This window comes from Vallitaleaceae bacterium 9-2 (assembly GCA_038396585.1).
Classification (GTDB): Bacteria; Bacillota; Clostridia; order Lachnospirales; family Vallitaleaceae; genus UBA1351.
The window spans coordinates 400,923-419,784 of sequence record CP121691.1; the positions used below are offsets into that span (position 1 = coordinate 400,923).

13 protein-coding genes are annotated in these 18,862 nt (G+C 37.8%); 11 read left to right on the plus strand and 2 right to left on the minus strand.

Annotated features, from left to right (window positions below):
• Positions 1 to 2: 2 nt before the first annotated feature.
• From QBE53_01960 to QBE53_01975, 4 genes are all read left to right on the plus strand, one after another.
• Positions 3 to 4,412, plus strand: a complete 4,410-nt coding sequence (locus QBE53_01960) for an S-layer homology domain-containing protein (GenBank protein WZL81889.1) — start codon at positions 3 to 5, stop codon at positions 4,410 to 4,412.
• 176 nt (positions 4,413 to 4,588) lie between these two features.
• A complete protein-coding gene (locus tag QBE53_01965) occupies positions 4,589 to 5,062 on the plus strand; it encodes a flavodoxin (GenBank protein ID WZL81890.1) in 474 nt (157 codons plus the stop codon).
• A gap of 37 nt (positions 5,063 to 5,099) precedes the next feature.
• Positions 5,100 to 5,864: a MerR family transcriptional regulator gene (locus tag QBE53_01970; GenBank protein ID WZL81891.1), complete on the plus strand. Its 765-nt coding sequence runs from the start codon at positions 5,100 to 5,102 to the stop codon at positions 5,862 to 5,864.
• 89 nt (positions 5,865 to 5,953) lie between these two features.
• A complete protein-coding gene (locus QBE53_01975) occupies positions 5,954 to 6,943 on the plus strand; it encodes a MerR family transcriptional regulator (protein WZL81892.1) in 990 nt (329 codons plus the stop codon).
• Between the two features lie 116 nt (positions 6,944 to 7,059).
• On the opposite strand, the gene QBE53_01980 is transcribed toward QBE53_01975, so the two are convergent.
• Positions 7,060 to 7,725, minus strand: coding sequence for a DJ-1/PfpI family protein (locus QBE53_01980; protein WZL81893.1), 666 nt, complete (start codon positions 7,723 to 7,725; stop codon positions 7,060 to 7,062).
• Positions 7,726 to 7,877: 152 nt separating this feature from the next.
• Here QBE53_01980 and QBE53_01985 point away from each other — a divergent pair, with 152 nt between their 5' ends.
• On the plus strand, positions 7,878 to 8,474 hold the full coding sequence (locus QBE53_01985; GenBank protein WZL81894.1) for a TetR/AcrR family transcriptional regulator: 597 nt from the start codon (positions 7,878 to 7,880) through the stop codon (positions 8,472 to 8,474).
• Positions 8,475 to 8,493: 19 nt separating this feature from the next.
• On the plus strand, positions 8,494 to 9,840 hold the full coding sequence (locus QBE53_01990; protein ID WZL81895.1) for an amidohydrolase family protein: 1,347 nt from the start codon (positions 8,494 to 8,496) through the stop codon (positions 9,838 to 9,840).
• Positions 9,841 to 9,865: 25 nt separating this feature from the next.
• Here QBE53_01990 and QBE53_01995 read toward each other — a convergent pair whose 3' ends face one another.
• Positions 9,866 to 10,558, minus strand: a complete 693-nt coding sequence (locus tag QBE53_01995) for a Crp/Fnr family transcriptional regulator (GenBank protein WZL81896.1) — start codon at positions 10,556 to 10,558, stop codon at positions 9,866 to 9,868.
• A 156-nt stretch (positions 10,559 to 10,714) separates the two neighbouring features.
• Here QBE53_01995 and QBE53_02000 point away from each other — a divergent pair, with 156 nt between their 5' ends.
• From QBE53_02000 to QBE53_02020, 5 genes are all read left to right on the plus strand, one after another.
• Entirely contained in the window at positions 10,715 to 14,710 is a 3,996-nt protein-coding gene (locus QBE53_02000; GenBank protein WZL81897.1) for an acyl-CoA dehydratase activase, read from the plus strand.
• A 14-nt stretch (positions 14,711 to 14,724) separates the two neighbouring features.
• Complete coding sequence (locus QBE53_02005; protein ID WZL81898.1) at positions 14,725 to 15,351, plus strand: class I SAM-dependent methyltransferase; 627 nt, start codon at positions 14,725 to 14,727, stop codon at positions 15,349 to 15,351.
• Between the two features lie 205 nt (positions 15,352 to 15,556).
• The gene (locus QBE53_02010; GenBank protein WZL81899.1) at positions 15,557 to 16,387 is read left to right on the plus strand and encodes a MerR family transcriptional regulator; all 831 of its coding nucleotides are present in this window, start codon (positions 15,557 to 15,559) and stop codon (positions 16,385 to 16,387) included.
• Between the two features lie 99 nt (positions 16,388 to 16,486).
• A complete protein-coding gene (locus QBE53_02015; protein ID WZL83252.1) occupies positions 16,487 to 17,524 on the plus strand; it encodes a dihydrodipicolinate reductase in 1,038 nt (345 codons plus the stop codon).
• A gap of 85 nt (positions 17,525 to 17,609) precedes the next feature.
• On the plus strand, positions 17,610 to 18,860 hold the full coding sequence (locus tag QBE53_02020) for a serpin family protein (protein ID WZL81900.1): 1,251 nt from the start codon (positions 17,610 to 17,612) through the stop codon (positions 18,858 to 18,860).
• Positions 18,861 to 18,862 lie beyond the last annotated feature (2 nt).

The window sequence follows — 18,862 nt, forward strand, 5'->3', positions numbered from 1 at the left end:
TTATGAACAACAGAGTATTATCGTGGGTTATTGTTATATGTATGATAATGACCTTGTTGCAAGGGGAAGTCTTGGCGGGTACGGTTGAGGCACCACAACCGCCTGAAAATCTTAAGGTTTCAATAGGGGAGTATTATCAAACACGACCAACACTAAAATGGGATGAAAAGGATTATGACTGCAAATATGGGGTGCATTTTAGTCGAATCAACACAGTAAATATACGTTCAAATAATTGGATGGCGATAGAAGAAATCGATCTTGAACAGATCAAGAGTAAGAGCACGGAAGAATCCTGGCAATATCAGTTAAATGGCAGTAATGATGTGGTTGAACTAAAGACAATTGTATCAACAAGTGCCTATGACACAGAGTCTGAGTATGTGCGATTTCCCTATACGATGAACTTTATGTCGACAAAAAAAGCAGCTATAGATGTGACCAAATTTGTTAAAGATTCAGATGAAAATTATACGACGGTATTGTATACAATCAAAGGGTTGCCGGCAAGTAGTACAGCAAATTTGGTGTATACAGACAATCCTTCAGAAGGTTATAGAAAAAAGATACTTGAAATTAATGCAGAGGGGGTTTTAGTATTTGAAGATTTGATTGAAAATACTTCCACTGATCCGATGGAAGATGATAGCTTTGATCGCTATCTCATAGTATTTACAGATCCGGCAGTGAATGAAACCGATAAAATATATTCAGTAAATCAACAAATATATCCACTGAATAAGGCGATAACGCCTACATATCAACATTCGCAAACTTTAACATTTGATCAAAATCAATTTGATGAGTATGGTGGAGGAAATTATGAGCTTAGGATAGAACAAGGAAAATCCAAACAAATCCTTGCCACGAATTCGGCAGGAACAGAAGGGGGGTCCATACTATATTATTCTTCATTTCCAGACAGTGAGTCACCTAAAGTATTGGTACACCCAACGACCGGAGTTGTAACAGCGACGGGGGAGGTTGGAGATATATGGTGGGTACATGCGCTAGCAGGATCAACCCAAAACCCGGATGGAACAGGAAATTATGCACCGGCTTCCAATGCCTATATGGTTAGGATTGTAGCTGATGTAGGCGAGGGTACATACATGCCACCATCTGATATGAAGTTTGAATTGGATTCCCAAGACAGATATGCAACATTGCCGCTAATTTCAAGAAAAGATCTTGATGCATATTATCCGGATGCATATATTAGCTATGTTGCAGAATCAGAATATATGACGGATTGGAGTGGGTTAGCGTCTTCACCATTGGCAACGGTTGAATCGAGCATGTTTATCGATAAAAAGGTTAATGATGAATGGGTGCATTCGATCAAGCAATATACACTGTACAATGAGTTTGACGTTAATGGAGAAACAATGTATTCAGAGGAAGTTCCCTTTGACTGCGATGTGACTATAACGAACAAATATTTGGATGAATTAACAGCAACATATAATACAAATATAGAGAATATAGATGGTGAAGATAAGACAGTATATACATATACAGTTTCTGATTTGCCTTTGGAAAGAACAACAGTCTTTATGTGCACATCTGACATTGGGATGCGAACAGGGATAGATTTTTCTCATAGTGAAGACGGAACGCTTATTTTTCAAGACTATGTTACACAGCGATATCCTAGCGGACGCTTTGGATTAGCAACGGATACAAGAGATAAGGATTTGGCAGTATATGTAACGGCTTTTACAAATCCTACTATCTCAGGAACAAAGGTGAGTTTTACACAAGAAACCCATAAATTGAATTTTATACAAGATGATGGTTTGGTAGCGCAAGACATTGTATGGGATACTGGCGATGGGGGAATTGCAACAACCTATGGTACAGATATTACTGGAAAAAAAGCAACAAATTTAAGTACAGGCGGTGGAGGAATTATCTACTCAAGCAGTGATACTTCTGTAGCTACGGTTAACTCAAGTACAGGAGAACTAACCATCATTGGTGCCGGAGAGGCGAAGATTACAGCAACTGCATCAAAAGTAGAGGGAACATATAGAGAGAGCGCCATAACGTATCCATTGACGGTTCATAAGAAAAATATTACAGCAAAAGTGGATACTAAGACCAAAGTTTTTGGCGAGGCGAATCCTGAATTAACCTATACAATATCAAATACGGACTTAGTTGGTGATGATGTGAAGCAAGACTTGGGCATTAACTTATCAACAGCGGCTACAGTTACGTCTGATGTAGGAGAATATACAATTACAGGTTCGACTTCAAGCAAGAACTACTTCGTAAAAATAGAACCTGCAATCTTAACCATCACCAAGGCTTTGGCACCGAATATAAAAGATACAGTTCGAACCTTATACTATGCGATGGACTATACAAATCTTGATATCGCGATATCCACCTTGCCTCAAGATTGTGGAACAATAAGTGTTGTGGCAGGAGCTGTCACGGGGGATAAGGCGATGCTTGATGGTGATGTGCAGACGACGGACATGGGGCTAAAGCTTTCAACACATGCAGGAAGCGTTGGAGATTCTATAGCCATCCCTATTACCGTGTCAATGCAAAACTATGAAGATGTTCATACCAAAGTCATTATAACGCTGATGGATAAAACGCTTGTGACCATTGCAGGTGTTGAGGTGGAAAGTAAAAAATATGACGCCAATGCGATAGCGGCTGTGGGTAAGCCAGTGGGAACCTATAACGATGAGAATACACCTATCATCTATACAGGCGATGATTTTCATTTTATTTGGAGGTCAGGCGCAACGACGCTTTCGCAAGCACCCAAAGATACAGGAGAGTATTCGTTGACCGTTAAAATACCTGATACAAATGCTCAATATATCGGACAGCTGGGACCTATGAATTTTACAATAACACCTGCAGCATTAACCATTAAGCCAGCGGATCTAAAAATATATAATGGTGCAGACCTTCCGACGCCATCAGATATAGATTATATTGGACTTAAAGGTCAAGACACAAAAGCTGTAGTAAAGGGTTATGATTCTATGCCTGCGATAAAAATCTATCAAGCAGATGGGGTGAGTGCGTTGACCAGTAGTACAGTTAACGGAACATATCCTATTAAATTTGTGCGTACGCCATCTTCGCTTAGTGCAGATAACTACACCATAACAGTAACAAGTGGTGCCTTGACGATTACAACAAAATCTTCTGGCGGCTCAGGCGGTGGAGGCGGCAGCGTAGGAGGTGGTTCAACACCAGCTATTGGTGATGAGAAGGAAGTAAAAACAAGTGTGACCTCTACGGTGAAAAATCGACGTGCACAAGCATCGGTGGATAGCAACATGGTTACAAAAGCCTTGGAAAAGATAGCCAAGGGAGCAACAATTGCTTTTAATGTAGAGAATACAAAAAATGTAGATGCGGTGACGGTTCAGATGAAGAACCAATCAATAAAGGCGTTGGCAGATAGTAAAACAGGACTGGTAACGATTGCCTCAGAAGTGGGAATAATGGATATCGAGGATAAGACACTGGAATCGATTGCAAAGCAAGCAGGTACATCAGACATTAGCATTAATTTAGGAAAAGTAGATAAAGACAAAGAATTGAATGCAAGGCAAAAAGCGGCTATAGGTGAAGCGCCTGTATATGATATTTCGATTAAAGCGGGAGATGCATATATTTCTGATTTTGATGGAGGATTGCTCACCTTAAGTATTCCATATACATTAAAAGAAGGGGAGGAACCTTCAGGGATTGTGGTCTGGTATGTGGATGATTATGGCAATATCAAGAAGGTAACGACCATGTATGACGTAAAAACCAAGCATGTTATTTTTACAACCAATCATTTATCCCTTTATGCGATTGGCTATGACCAAACCAAAACATGGGTTAATCCATTTGATGACGTTTATAGCACCGCATGGTATTTTGAGGCGATTCGCTATGTAAATGCTAATAAGCTAATGGCTGGTGTAGCTAAGGATACATTTGACCCTGAAGGAGACATGACCCGAGCGATGATTATAACCATTCTCTATAGGTTAGAGAAAGAGCCGGCAGTTGATACAAACCGTCAGCAATTTTCTGATGTTGATAAGGATGCTTGGTATAGTTATGCGATAACCTGGGCATTTGATAATGGAATTATCAAAGGATACGATAACAATAAATTCGGACCGATGGATTGCATTACACGAGAACAGATGAGTGTGATATTAATGAATTATGCAAAATATAAAAATATAAATACTACACAATCAAGAGATATATCAAGTTTTACAGATAGTTCACAAATCAGTGATTGGGCACTTGAAGCCATGCAATGGGCTTATCAAGAGGGGCTTATTTCAGGTAAAGCCAATAATAGACTTGATGCTAGAGCAAAAGCCTCAAGGGCAGAAGCAGCCATGGTGCTTAAGCGATTTATGGAAGAATAAGTATATAAAACATCTGTTATGTGCGTAAGAGCCATTTGCTCTTACGCTTTTTTTATAGAAAAATAGAACTTTCTTGCTATATTAAAATTTTGGGGTTGACAGTTACGTTACGTTACAGATTATAATTAAGAAAAAAGTAGAAAAGCGCATTCTGTAGGATGCTGGAGGAGCTGCTTATGGCAAAAATATTGGTTGTATATTATTCTTATTCAAATACAACAAAAAATTTGGCGGAAGATATTGCAATTATTACGGATGGAGATATTCGAGAACTATGTCCTAAAGAACCGTATTCATTTACCTACCATGGAGCGACAAAGGAAGTAAGAAATGAAATTGAAAGAGGATATTGTCCAAAACTTTTATCTGGAAATGAACCTGTTGATGATTATGATTATATTTTTGTAGGAACACCGAACTGGTTTAAGTCTTTTGCACCACCACTATTAAGCTTTTTACGTAGCTTTGACTGGAAGGATAAAACGATTATTCCGTTTTGTACACATGGCGGTGGCGGATTTGGGCAGATTGTAGCGAATATAACTACAGAGTGTCCCGGGGCAATAATATTATCAGGATTTGACACAACAAGTGATTTTGATGACACAACAGTTCAAGCATGGATTGATGACATGGAGATTTTGGAATAGACAACTATGCTATAACCAAAGGCCACGAGGGGAGAAAATGAGAAAGCAGTCTTATACAGTCAAGGAGATTACGAAAATAACAGGGATTACACGTAGGACGCTACACTACTATGATGAAATAGGGTTATTAAAGGCAACACAGATATCTGCTCAAGGATATCGCTTATATACGGTGGAGGATTTTGAACGTTTGCAAATTATTCTTTTCTTGAAAGAGATGGACCTGTCATTGAAAGAAATCGCTGGTATATTACGATTATCACGGCACGAGCAAAACAAAGTACTAAAAGGTCATTACAAGATTTTATTTAAAAAAAGGCAAAAGCTTGAAAAAATGATGTCAAACTTAGAACTCTATTTGGCTGGAGAAAACATCTTGGCACTAGATATTTTTGAAGATGCAAGTGTGCTTCCATTAAAGGAGCAACATAAGCGTGAAGCAAAACTTGTTTATGGTGAAACAGAAAAATATAAAGAATATGAGGAAAATATGTCGCGATGGACCGATGCCGAAAAAGAAAAGATCTTTGAAGCATTTGGAGAAGAGATGGACAAGATATTTATGCTATTTGGAGAACATATAAAAAAATCTCCAGGATCTAACGAAGTACAAGCCATTGTAAAACAGTGGGCAGATAGCTTTCAAGATTTTTTCGAATGCGATAGGGAAATACTCAAATGTATTGCACACACATATACTTACGATAGTCGATTCAAAAAATATATAAACCAATTTAGTGATGAAGACTTGAGCGACTTCATCTATAGGGCAATTCTTAACTACTGTAGTGATGAACAATAGTTAAAGACGCAGGGCATATATTTTGCCTTGACTCTTCCTTTGGGGAAGCCTTTATACTAAGGTTAACAAATATTTTAGAAAAGAGGTAAATGATGAGCAATCTAATTAAAATCAGAGACGTGTCAAGTAAATATGATATTACAGCTCGTACACTTCGCTATTATGAAGATATGGGGCTATTATCCAGTTCAAGAAGTGCAGACTATGCATACAGAATGTATGATCAGAAAGCTGTAAAAAGATTAGAGCAAATCCTTATACTTCGCAAACTCAACATTAGTATTAAAGATATTCAGCGCGTATTTAACACATCAGGCTCAGAGATTGTTCTAGAAGTGTTGAGTAAAAAAGTAGATAATATTGATGACGAAGTGGCATTATTACATGAGTTGAAAGACATTATTCTTGATTTTATACATGAGATTGAAGCATTGAATTTTTCAGATAATTCCAATGTAAAACTTTTGTATAATAAAGCGAAAGAGATTGAGACGCAGTTAGTCAGTATTGATTATATTGGAAAACCATCCAACATCAACCGCTTGCTTGAGATAACCGAGCGATTGGATAAAAAAGTGCCCGATATCATGGTGCTTAAAATACCGCCGTTTCGGGCGGTGACTGTGGGAGAACAATCATGGGATGATATGTTCAAAAGTGGCGGATACATGTTTCAATTATGGCAATATGAGCAACTATATAAACCTGTTATTTTTGATTGTTTTGACTTTTTGTTATTTAAACAAGATAAAGCAGAATGGATTTGTGCGGTCAAAGAAGAGGTCACACTAGATCAAGTCACTCCGTTTAAGATTATAGATTATCCTGGAGGATTATATGCTATGGCGGTTAGTATTGATGAGGATAATGAAAGTATAAATAAAGTAGAGAAGAAAGTGCGCCAATGGATTGAAAATACAAATTTTGTTCTTGATACACAACGTGATGTAATGTTTAACATGCCATACTTATACGAAGAAGGTAGAGACCCAGAGTATCAAGATATTGAAAAAGGGCTAGGCTATAAACAAATGCAGCGATATTTTCCGATCAAGTTAAAGAATACAGATAAGGGCTGAGATACCACTAAAAAACCTTTCGTTTTGAAAGGTTTTTTTTAGTGGTATCTATTGTTCATCTCAAGAACCTTTCCTGTCGCGAATAATATCTCTTCGAGTAACGCGACAGAGTCGCTCTATTCTTTGGCTGTATAGTCGATGTCATCTTTTAATACTTCATATGCTTTATGGTATTCCATAATACGTGCTACTTCCATAATAAAATCTTCATCATACCCGGCACGTCGCAATAGGTGGAATCCAACTTCCATTCCGGCAGAAATGCCGCCTCCGGTTATGATTCGTCCAGCATCAACAACTCTTGCCCGATTGATTTCACATTTTGGAGCAAGTTGTGCAAGTCTTTCGATTGGGACAAGACCAAATGGACTAGCTTCAATTCGATCCGGCTCTTTTCGGCTCGTTGCGGAGAGACCATCTAAAAGTCCCATATTCGCATATATCCAAGAACCTGTACATACACTTGTCAATAGAGTGGTTTCTGGGAGAGATAATATATAATTATGTAAGGTCTTATTATAGGTCTCTTGACGTGTTCCATGGCCTCCTGGTATTAAAAAAGCATCAACAGTTGGGTTATCATTGAAAGTATAATTTGGTAGGACAGTAAGCCCTGCTTGAGTTTGGATTGGTTTATTTGCGTCAGCAATAAAAAATACATCTAAACCTGGATCTAATCTTCTTGCTGTGGAAAAAACTCCATAGGGTCCTGCATAATCAATCACTTCAGCATCCTTAAAAACATAAATTCCTAATCTAAAACCTTCTACTTTTTTATTCATAATTGTTCCTCCTTAATTTTTGGTAGAACCATCGTTCTACTTTGTAATGTTATTATATAGAACCATCGTTCTACTGTCAACGCCTATTTTGATTTTAAAGTGGAATTTATATATTAATGTTGCTATAATGTAGAAAGCAGGAGGGTTACGCCATGAAAAAAAATAATAAAAAAGATAAGATATCTGCATCAGAAAGAATAATAAATACAGCAGAAGCCTTATTTTACAGTGAAGGTATTCAGTCTGTCGGAATAGATAGAATTGTAGAAGAATCAAATGTTGCTCTAAATACAATGTATAAATATTTTAGTTCAAAGGATAAACTGGTTGAAGCATACTTAGAAGATAGAGATATAAAATGGATGAATTGGCTCAATAGCTATATTGAAAAAGAAGATGCACCTGTGAATAAAGTGCTGGCAATTTTTGATGCCCTTGAGCAATGGTTTCATGAAGATCAATTTCGAGGGTGTGCATTTATCAATGCGTCAGGCGAACTAGGACATACAAAGCCAAGTGTCTATGAAATATCCAAAAAACATAAAGAAACGCTATATAAGACGATCCTAGATATTCTTATGTCGACACACATTGAACAAAAAGAGAAAGTTGCCAAACAGCTGATGATACTTATCGAAGGTTCAATTGTGCAAGCATACCTTAATGAAGAAAAAGAGGCTGCACTATATGCAAAAGAAATAGCAAAAATACTTTTGACAAAAGATAGTGATACGAATTCGAGTGTATAGTAAGAAAAGAGGTTAGTTTATGTTTAAGCAAGTGATACAGGGCAATGGATTTTATTCCAGGGATAAAGAGAGTGTTTGCTACTTAGAACAGTGTTTGATATGTATTGATGATGACGGGATCATACAAAAAGTTGTCGGGCAAGAAGCCAGCCAGTATAATGAACTTCGTATGCAATATATGCTGGAAGGTCGATTGAAGATACTTGATAAAGATCAGATTCTTTTGCCGGGATTTGTTGATTTGCATGTACATGCATCTCAATGGCCACAGGCAGGGATGGCATTAGATAAACCACTTGAAGTATGGTTACAAGAATATACTTTCCCATTAGAATCAAAACTTGAGGATGTTGAGACGGCTTATGGCATTTATAGTGAAGTTGTTCAGACGACATTAAATAATGCAACGACTTCGGCGATGTATTTTGCAACCGTCGATCCCAAGACAACCTTGCTTTTAAGCAAACTGTGTGCAGAAAAAGGGCAACGAGGGTTTGTCGGAACGGTTGCAATGGATGAACAAGACAATGCACCATCATATTATAGAGATGCCAATGCAAGTGCATCGGCATCAAAAACAGTGGAGTTGATTAACCAGATAACAAAGGTGCAAGGACGCTATCATCAAAAGGCGTATCCGGTTGTAACACCACGATTTATACCGACATGTAGCCGTGAGGCACTGATTATGCTTGGAAAGGTTGCACAAGAGCATGATGTGTACATACAGTCTCATGTAAGTGAAAGCGATTGGGAACATGGATATGTCAAAGAAAAGACTGGGATGAATGATGCACAGGCATTAGATACCTATGGATTATTAACATCAAAAACTATTTTAGCCCATGCTAATTTTTTAGAAGAGTCAGACGGAGAATTGCTAGCTCAAAAAGGAGCAAGTATAGCCCATTGTCCGCTATCCAATAGCTACTTTGCCAATTCAGTATTACCTGTACGACGTCTGATGGAACAAGGGGTGAATATAGGTTTGGCTACGGACATCTCGGGAGGCTATAGTCCCAGCATGTATCAAGCAATCCGTCAAGCCGTGATTTCATCCAAAATGCTGCAAGATGGAGTTAATCCAAACCTTCCTAGCGACAAGAGAGGTGTTAACAATAGCGCGATTACATTGAACACGGCATTTTATATGGCAACCGTAGCCGGTGGGTTGGCGCTTAATCTAAAGCTTGGAAAATTTGAACCAGGATATATTTTTGATGCACAAGTGGTCGATATTTGTGAGAACTTGCCAAGATATAATCAGGAGAAGTCCAAGGAAGACTTGCTCCATAAAGTGCTGTTACTTGCACAAAGAGAAAATATAAAAGAGGTTTGGGTACAAGGTGTACAAGTCGTAAAGTAGCCACCACATTAATGTACCCATGTATCTATAGGGAAAGAATCTGGTTTAATCGGTTCATATCTAGGACTGTGATGGTTCGTTTATAGAAGCTAAGGATGCCTTCGGCTTCAAGTTTTCTTAATTCGCGTGACAGGGAAGTTCTAGAGACATCCATATATTCTGCCCAAGCCTTTTTTGAAAAGGGTAGAGTGATACGATAAATCTCCTTGTCATCAGCTTCATATTGAAAATAGTGGATAAGATATCCGGCGATTTTTTCTTGAATCGAGTCTAAGGACAATATTCCGATTTTGTGCTTTAGAAGAAGTGCAGCGTTGGAAGTAACTTCAAGAAAATTCAATAAAAATTGTGTGTCATGTGCGAAAAGATGGAGCAAATCAGATGTTGTTATTAACAAAACCTTTGTGGCTTTATGGGCAATAATATTATCAGGATAATAATCATATTTTGAAAACACACAAGATGCACCGATAATATCCGGTGCATTTTTTCTTTCGAGAATAACGACTTTGCCGTTTGGAAAGAGCTTTTGGACATCAACGGCACCTGAGAGGATGATTCCAATTCTATCAGCAAGTTCGATAGGAGAAAAAACAGTTTCACCCTCAGAAAAATCTTCCTCTTTCACTTGAAGTTGTGAAAGCAGTTCTTTAATTTCATCCAAGCACTTCCCCTTAAACAAAATACAATCCTCTAATCTAGATAATGTAGAGCTCATGGCAACCTCCTAAATTTTATTATAGACAGTATCTGCAGATACTCTTTGTATATAGTAATTGTACTATAATGCATGCATGGTGTAAATGATAATCAATTGCAATCTTGCTGATTTAAGCGAAATGCAAAAAAATAGATTACCACAGGAGGAAAACACATGTACAGTATTGGAGTTGACATTGGCTATTCATCAGTAAAAGTCGTATTGACAGACAAGGCCCAAAATATCAAGTTTAGTCATTACCAAATGCATAAGGGAAGCATCAAGAAGACATTGCTAAAAATTTTAAAGACATTAGTCACGCATTACCACCCGGATGATATTACTTTTGGAGCAGTGACAGGCAGTGGGACGAAGTTTTTGAGTTCAGAAAAGAGTATTACATCGGTCAATGACGTAACCGCAGTTATTGAAGGCGCAATCGCTGAGCATTCGGGCGTAGGATCGATTATTGATATTGGTGGAGAAAGTGCACGATTTATTACAGGACTGAGTGCAGATGACAACTCAGGTATTGAGATCTCCATGAATTCTAATTGTTCTTCGGGTACAGGATCGTTTTTGGAGGAACAGATGTCAAGGCTTAACCTAGACTTAGCAGATTATTCCAATCTTGCAAAAAAGGCAAAGTCTATACCAAGGATCGCAGGACGTTGTAGCGTTTTTGCAAAAACAGACATTATTCATCATCAGCAAGAAGGCGTTCCAGTAGAAGATATTCTATTAGGTTTAGCGTATGCCCTTGTAAGAAACTACAAAGGGACCGTTATAAAAAAATTGCAGCTCCAAAAGCCGATCTTATTTTCTGGAGGTGTTGCACACAATGAAGCGATTCACACGGCACTTAAGGAAGTACTGGAATTAGAAGATGAAGACTTGATTTTCCCTAAGTGTTTGGGAAATATTGGAGCGGTAGGTGTTGCCAATATTGCACGAGAAAAAAAACTACCTATCAATATCCGAGAACTCATTGAACGAACAGAACATGGGGATGAAATATTAATGCAAGACGATGATATAATCCTTCCAAAACTATCAGACTACGGGATAGGAGATAGCGAAGATAAGCATCACTGTAATGCTATAGATAAAATAAGCGGTCACGTGGAATGCTACTTGGGAATAGACATTGGCTCAACAAGTACAAATCTGGTTTTGATGGATAAAAATCAAGAGATTATCGGATGCAAATACTTACGAACACTTGGCAATTCAATGCAAGCAGTTCAAAAAGGGCTACAAGAGATACGCAGGGATTATGGGGAGAAGATTAATATTATTGGGGTAGGAACAACCGGCTCTGGTCGATATATGATTGGAAAAATGATTGGTGCAGACGTAATCAAAGACGAAATTACAGCACAGGCAAAAGCTGCGGTTCACATCTGTGAAGATGTAGACACGATCTTTGAGATTGGTGGACAAGACTCAAAATTTATCCGTATTGAAAACGGAGCCGTTGCAGATTTTCAGATGAATAAAATATGTGCGGCCGGAACAGGTTCCTTTATCGAGGAACAAGCCAAGAAGTTCAACATCGCAATCGAAGATTTTGGACAGATAGCACTTAAAAGCAATCGCCCGATTGCCTTAGGAGAACGTTGTACCGTTTTTATAGAGACAAATATTGCTTCGTGCTTAGCCGGTGGGGCAAAGCTTGATGACATTATTTCAGGATTATGCTACTCGATTGTTAAAAATTATCTTGATCGGGTTGTCGGACAAAAGAAAATAGGAAATAAAATCTTCTTGCAAGGAGGTCTTGCCTATAACCAAGGAGTTGTCAACGCTTTTAGAGCAGTAACAAAAAAAGAAATCATTGTACCTCCATTTTTTAGTGTAACCGGTGCCTATGGGGCGGCAGTTCTTGCCATGGAAGAGATGGGTGAGACTGTTAGTACTTTTAAGGGGTTTGATGTAACCCTCCAAAAAGCCCCGGAAAAAAATGCAGAGATAACGGCGGAACCCATAGCATCCACACACTATGATGAAAATGTGAATAAAATAGTATTTAACGATTATGTCTTGGAAAACTCTTCAAAAAAAGTAGTGGGCATTCCAAGGGCACTTTTTACTTATGGTATGTTCTCTATGTTTTATACTTTTTTCAAAAATTTAGGGATGGATGTTATGCTCTCCGATCCGACGGATGAAAATACATTGGCCCTTGGACAAAAATATGCTATGGATGAAACCTGCTTTCCAATCAAGTTGATTACCGGACATGTAGCTGAATTGATGTTAAAAAAAGTAGATTATATCTTTTTTCCTGATTTGGTGACGGTGGATCACCCAGGCTCTCAAAGCCGAAAAAACTATGGCTGTGCATTTATGCAGCTTTCATTTAAAGTCATGAATCGAGCAATGGAATTGGATAAAAAAGGTATTAAATTATTGTCTCCAACGATGGCCTTTCATATGGGAAAAGAATCCATTATGAAGAGCTTTTTGACAATAGGAGAGCAGTTAGGCAAAACACCGGATCAAACGCGCCAAGCACTTGATTTGGGGCTAGAAGCAGCCAACGCTTTTGAAGAACGCATGCAAGACAATAGTCAAGAAGTCATGAGTGAACTTCAACCCGATGAGATTGCCTTTGTGATGGTATCAAAAATATATGGAGTAGCTGATCCTGTACTTAACATGAATATTCCTCAAAAACTAGAACAGATGGGATATAAAGTATTTCCGTTTTATGATTTGCCAGAAGGCGATATATCAAAAGAGCATCCCAATATGTTTTGGCCTTTTGGACAGCATATTATAGAACCTGCACAGTTGATACGTGAACATCCTAATTTATATGCTATTTTTCTTACACATCACGGATGTGGACCTGACTCTATCTTAGCGCATTATTTTAGAGAAGAAATGAAGGGAAAACCCTATCTGCATATTGAAATCGATGAGCATTCATCTGGAGTGGGAATCATAACTCGTGTAGAAGCTTTTATCAATAGTATAAAAAATATAGAGATAAAAAAAGCGAGTCCGATACAAACATATGTCAACAGAATTGAACATGTAGAGACAAACGTAAAACGTGAACTTGCAGATACAAAAAAAGCAAAGACGCTTTACATACCACATATGTATCCATACAGTAACATGTATCAAGAATTACTCAGACAAAGAGGGGTAAATACCCAGACCCTTCCACCGTCATGTAAAGCATCTATAGAAATGGGGCGCAGATTTACAGTATCTGAGGAGTATTTTTCACTGACGGCATTTTTGGGAAATATTTTCACACAGTTAGCCACCTTGACACAGGAGCAAATCGATGAAGCGGCATTTGTCATTCCTCAAAATGAAGGAACAGAAACAGATGGTCAATATAGTCGGCTGCTTAGGACCATATTTGATGAAGAAGGTTATGAAAACATCGACATCATATCGCCATACTGGGAAGATCTCCTATGCGAAAAAGAGCACGTCTTTGATGAAATCATACTATGCCTACTTGCTGGGGATATAGTTTGGTGTGCCCCTCAAAGTTCGAGGCAACAATATGTAGACAAAATGCTTGAAAGTATAAAAAATCAAGAATTCAACCTAAGTCAGCTTAAGAAGATAGGGCAAGAAGTTGTAGCACAGCTTGAGCAAACACCATTTGACAAAAAGATTCTTGCTGTAGGCGAAGCCGGCATATTATTGGATGAACGCTTGAATAATAATACGTTTAAGGAGCTTGAGAAAAAAGGACATCGAATTATATACAGCCCCTTTGGAGAAACGCTATGGATGATGTGGCGTGATTATGCAGATCAAAATAAAAATGAGCAATCTGACCTCATGGAACAAAGGTTAAATCAATTCAAAACTAGAATTCAAGAGGTCGCCGATACACTATCGGGTTGGAGTCCTTACGAAGATGAGCTTGATGAACTAATTCAAGTCGCAGATAGAACACTTGGGTATTTTTCTGGGGCACATGGCAGATATAGACAAGCAAAGCAACTGTGTATATCAGATAGGGTAGATGGAGTCATTACATCGGCGTCAATTTATGAAAACACAGGTATTGTACTGGGAATGCTCCAAAAAGGATTTAAAGAAGAAAAAACAAAACCGGTGTTAAATCTGACCTTTGATGGAAATAAAAATGAGAATGACCAAACAAAAATAGATTCATTTATCTATTATTTGTAAGAAAGGAGTAACGTATGTATCATATACCCTGTAATAACAATACCGTTTGCAATAGTAATAAAAAAGATCAAGGACACCGTTGCCGGGACAAGAAAAACCGACGCGGACCGAGTAGTTTTCATATGCAAGACGCAACAAAAGTATTTGAAAAAATAGGTCTAAAATCAGGAGATACTTTTTTGGACTTGGGTTGTGGCGCAGGAGATTATTCAATGCATGCAGCCACACTGGTGGATGCAATTGGGCGTGTATATGCACTAGATTGTTGGCCTGAACTGGTCGAGACACTCGAAGAAGAGGCAAAACAACTGGGCATCTATAATCTATATCCGGTTGTTGCCGATATTCGCCGAGAAGTCCCTTTTGACAAGGGGACAATAGATGTTTGTATGATTGCTACAGTATTACATATGATGGATTTTCCTCTGCAGACAAGACGGGTATTTGAAGAAGTCAGACGCGTATTAAAGGAAGATGGGAAACTTGTGGTCCTTGAGTGCAAAAAAGAAAAAAGATTTTTTGGACCTTTGCTTGAATCGAGAATATCCCCTGAAATGCTTGAAAAAGAGTTGGTCCAATTTGGATTATACAAGGAGGACTATGTGGATTTAGGGGATAATTATATGATGATTTTTAGATAACTGTGGAAAAACGTGTTGAGCTACCGCTTGACAATTGGGTCTATATATACTAGGCTAAAGATAAGTCGATAAAGTATAGACCCAAGAGGTCTGCCATGAGTACCTATATAACCGATGTAGCTATAGCAGTAGCAACATCGGTTACATCATTATTACGACTATAAGGTTTGGAATTGATAAAAATTTAACGGAGGCGTGTGTGGTTATGGAAAAATTGTCGATTGGACAAATGGCAAAACTTAATAATGTATCGAAGCAGGCGCTGCGATATTACGACAAAATGCAACTATTAGAACCACTGATAGTAGATGAAGAAACCGGATATCGTTATTATAGCATCAAGCAAAGTGCCCGTTTGGACATGATCCAATATATGAAATCCATAGGTATGACACTTAAAGACATTAAAAAGCAATTAGACCTTAATGAACCCTCTTTTATTAAAAGCGTACTTCATAAAAATATGCATCAGATAGAAGAGCAGATTCGTGGGTTAGAATATCAAATGCGAGCGGTTGAACGTACGTTACGAAGCTATGAGCGCTATGAAACCGCGCCTCCCGACGGAACAATCATATTAGAGTATATCGAAAAACGTCAGATGTATTGTATTGATTCAGGATTGAATTTTTATGATCATGGAATTGAAATGTATGAAAAAATGCTAAGAAAATTAAAGAACAGCTTGATAGCGAATAGACTCCCACAAATCTATTTTTGCAATGCAGGCACGTTGTTAACAAAAGAAAACTTGGAAAAAAGAAAATTTTATTCAAATGAGATCTTTGTTTTTGTCGATAATGATTATGTCCCTGAAAACCTAACCATCCAAGTGCCGCCAAATATCTATCTATGTATCTATTGCGATAAATTTGAAAAAGAAAAAGCCTATATAAATCGGCTTCTGGATATGATTGCAGAGAAGGGGTATACGATAGTAGGAGACTATATATGTGAGGTCTTAGCAGAATTGCCGCTTTTAGAAGAAGCTGAACGGGGTATGTTTTTAAGACTACAGATACCTATTAAATTTTAATCTAAAATATTATTAAAAAAATAACAATCTTTCCTTGACATTATTCTAACAATAACCCTTATACTAAAATCAACAATAAAATTTTAGAAGGAGGATGTAATAATGTTTAAAGAAAAGATTCGAGTGATTCAATATGGGTGTGGAAAGATGTCTAAGTATAGTCTTCGCTATCTTTATGAAAAGGGTGCAGAGATTGTTGGGGCAATCGACATTGATCCAGCTATCGTAGGAATGGATGTAGGTGATTATGCAGAGCTGGGCGTTAAGCTAGGGGTTACTATTAGAAGTGATGCAGATGCAGTTCTTGACGAATGCGATGCAGATGTAGCACTGGTTACTTTGTTTAGCTTTATGGATGAGATGATGGTTCACTATGAAAAACTTGTAAGCCGCGGAATTAATGTTATTACAACGTGTGAAGAAGCAATCTATCCATGGACAACAGCTCCAACGATAACCAATAAGTTAGATAAGCTTGCAAAAGAAAACAACTGTACAATTACCGGTTCAGGAATGCAAGATATTTACTGGGTGAATATGATTGGCTGTGTTGCTGGAGGCGTTCATCGAATCGATAAAATAGAAGGTGCAGTGAGTTACAACGTTGAGGAGTATGGACTAGCTCTTGCCAAAGCACATGGTGCAGGACTTACGCCAGAGGAGTTTGAAGAACAAATTGCACACCCTGAAACGTTAGAACCAGCCTATGTCTGGAATTCAAATGAAGCATTATGTTCTAAAATGGGCTGGACCATTAAATCCCAGACACAAAAATGTATTCCATATTTTTATGATACGGACTTATATTCAGAAACACTAGGAAAGACGATTCCTAAGGGGAACTGTATCGGTATGAGTGCTGTTGTAACCACTGAGACATTCCAAGGCCCAATCATTGAGACGCAGTGTATTGGTAAAGTCTATGGACCGGAAGATGGAGACATGTGTGACTGGAAGATTACAGGAGAACCGGACACAACATTCTTTGTTAAAAAACCAGCAACGGTTGAGCATACATGTGCAACCATTGTGAATAGAATTCCATTGGTTCTTCAAGCACCAGCAGGATATTACACTATAGAAAAAATGGATAATGTTGAATATCTTTCCTACCCAATGCAAATGCATTTAAAATAAAAACCAAATTGAGCAAATCATATGCATAATGCGCTGGGAACATTTGTAGAAAAATACCGTCCAACTTATATAGGAGGTATTTTATATGAAATTAATAAGTTTTTTAATGGTAGCGATACTTACATTGACTGCTTGTAGTGGATCTACAGCGGTGACTGCTGACAATTTAATGTCAGGTATTAAGCGCAATGACATTGCACCAATAGTTCTTGATGATCCTCAAGAAAATCATGTGGACAAAACAACACAAGTAATGGATTTTTCTCTTAGTCTTTTTGAAGAAGCCTATGAGGAAAAAAACATGCTTATCTCACCACTATCTGTTACTTGTGCGTTATCTATGGTGGCAAATGGTGCGAAAAATGAGACCCTTGTACAGCTAGAGGAAGCTCTTGGTACAGATATAGGCAGCCTAAATGAATATTTATATGCTTATAATACTTATCTTCCTACAGCTGACAAGTATAAGGTAGGTCTTGCTAATTCAATCTGGTTTAAGGACGAAGCATCTTTGACTGTGACGAAAGAGTTTTTGCAAACAAATAAAGATTACTATGATGCAGAAATATACAAAGCTCCTTTTGATAATAACACAAAAAATGATATCAATGCTTGGGTTGATGAGAAAACGCATGGACAGATTGAAAAAATTTTGGATGAAAAAATTTCGGAAAATTCAGTTATGTATCTTATTAATGCCCTTTCTTTTGATGCTGAATGGTTGGATATTTATCAAGATAATTTTGTGAACGAAGGTGAGTTCATAACGCATGATGCTAAAAAAAGAACTGTCGATTTCATGTACAGCACAGAATACAATTATATCGAGCTCCCAACGGCTATTGGGTTTTCAAAGCCTTATGCAGATGAAAAATACTCGTTTGTGGGACTATTGCCTGATAAAGAGCTTACAATAGAAGAATTTATATCATCTTTGGATGGACAGGTACTTATTGAGGCTGTAAAAAATAAGCAGGATGAAAAGGTTCAGGTATTTATGCCTAAATTTTCTTTCGACTATGATACAGAGCTTTCGGGAATATTAAAGAAAATGGGGATAACAGATGCTTTTGACATGAATGCAGCAAATTTTAGCGCTCTAGGGCAGTCGACTAACGGTAATATTTTCATAAATCGTGTTATTCACAAGACAAAAATTGAGGTTAATGAAAAAGGGACAAAGGCAGGAGCTATTACCGCAATAGAAATGAAGTCTGGGAGCGTTGAGCTTAATGAACCGAAGATAATCAATTTGAATCGCCCATTTTTCTTCATGCTCGTTGACAATGAATTCAGTATGCCGATATTTATTGGAGTATTAAATGACATTCCGTAAAA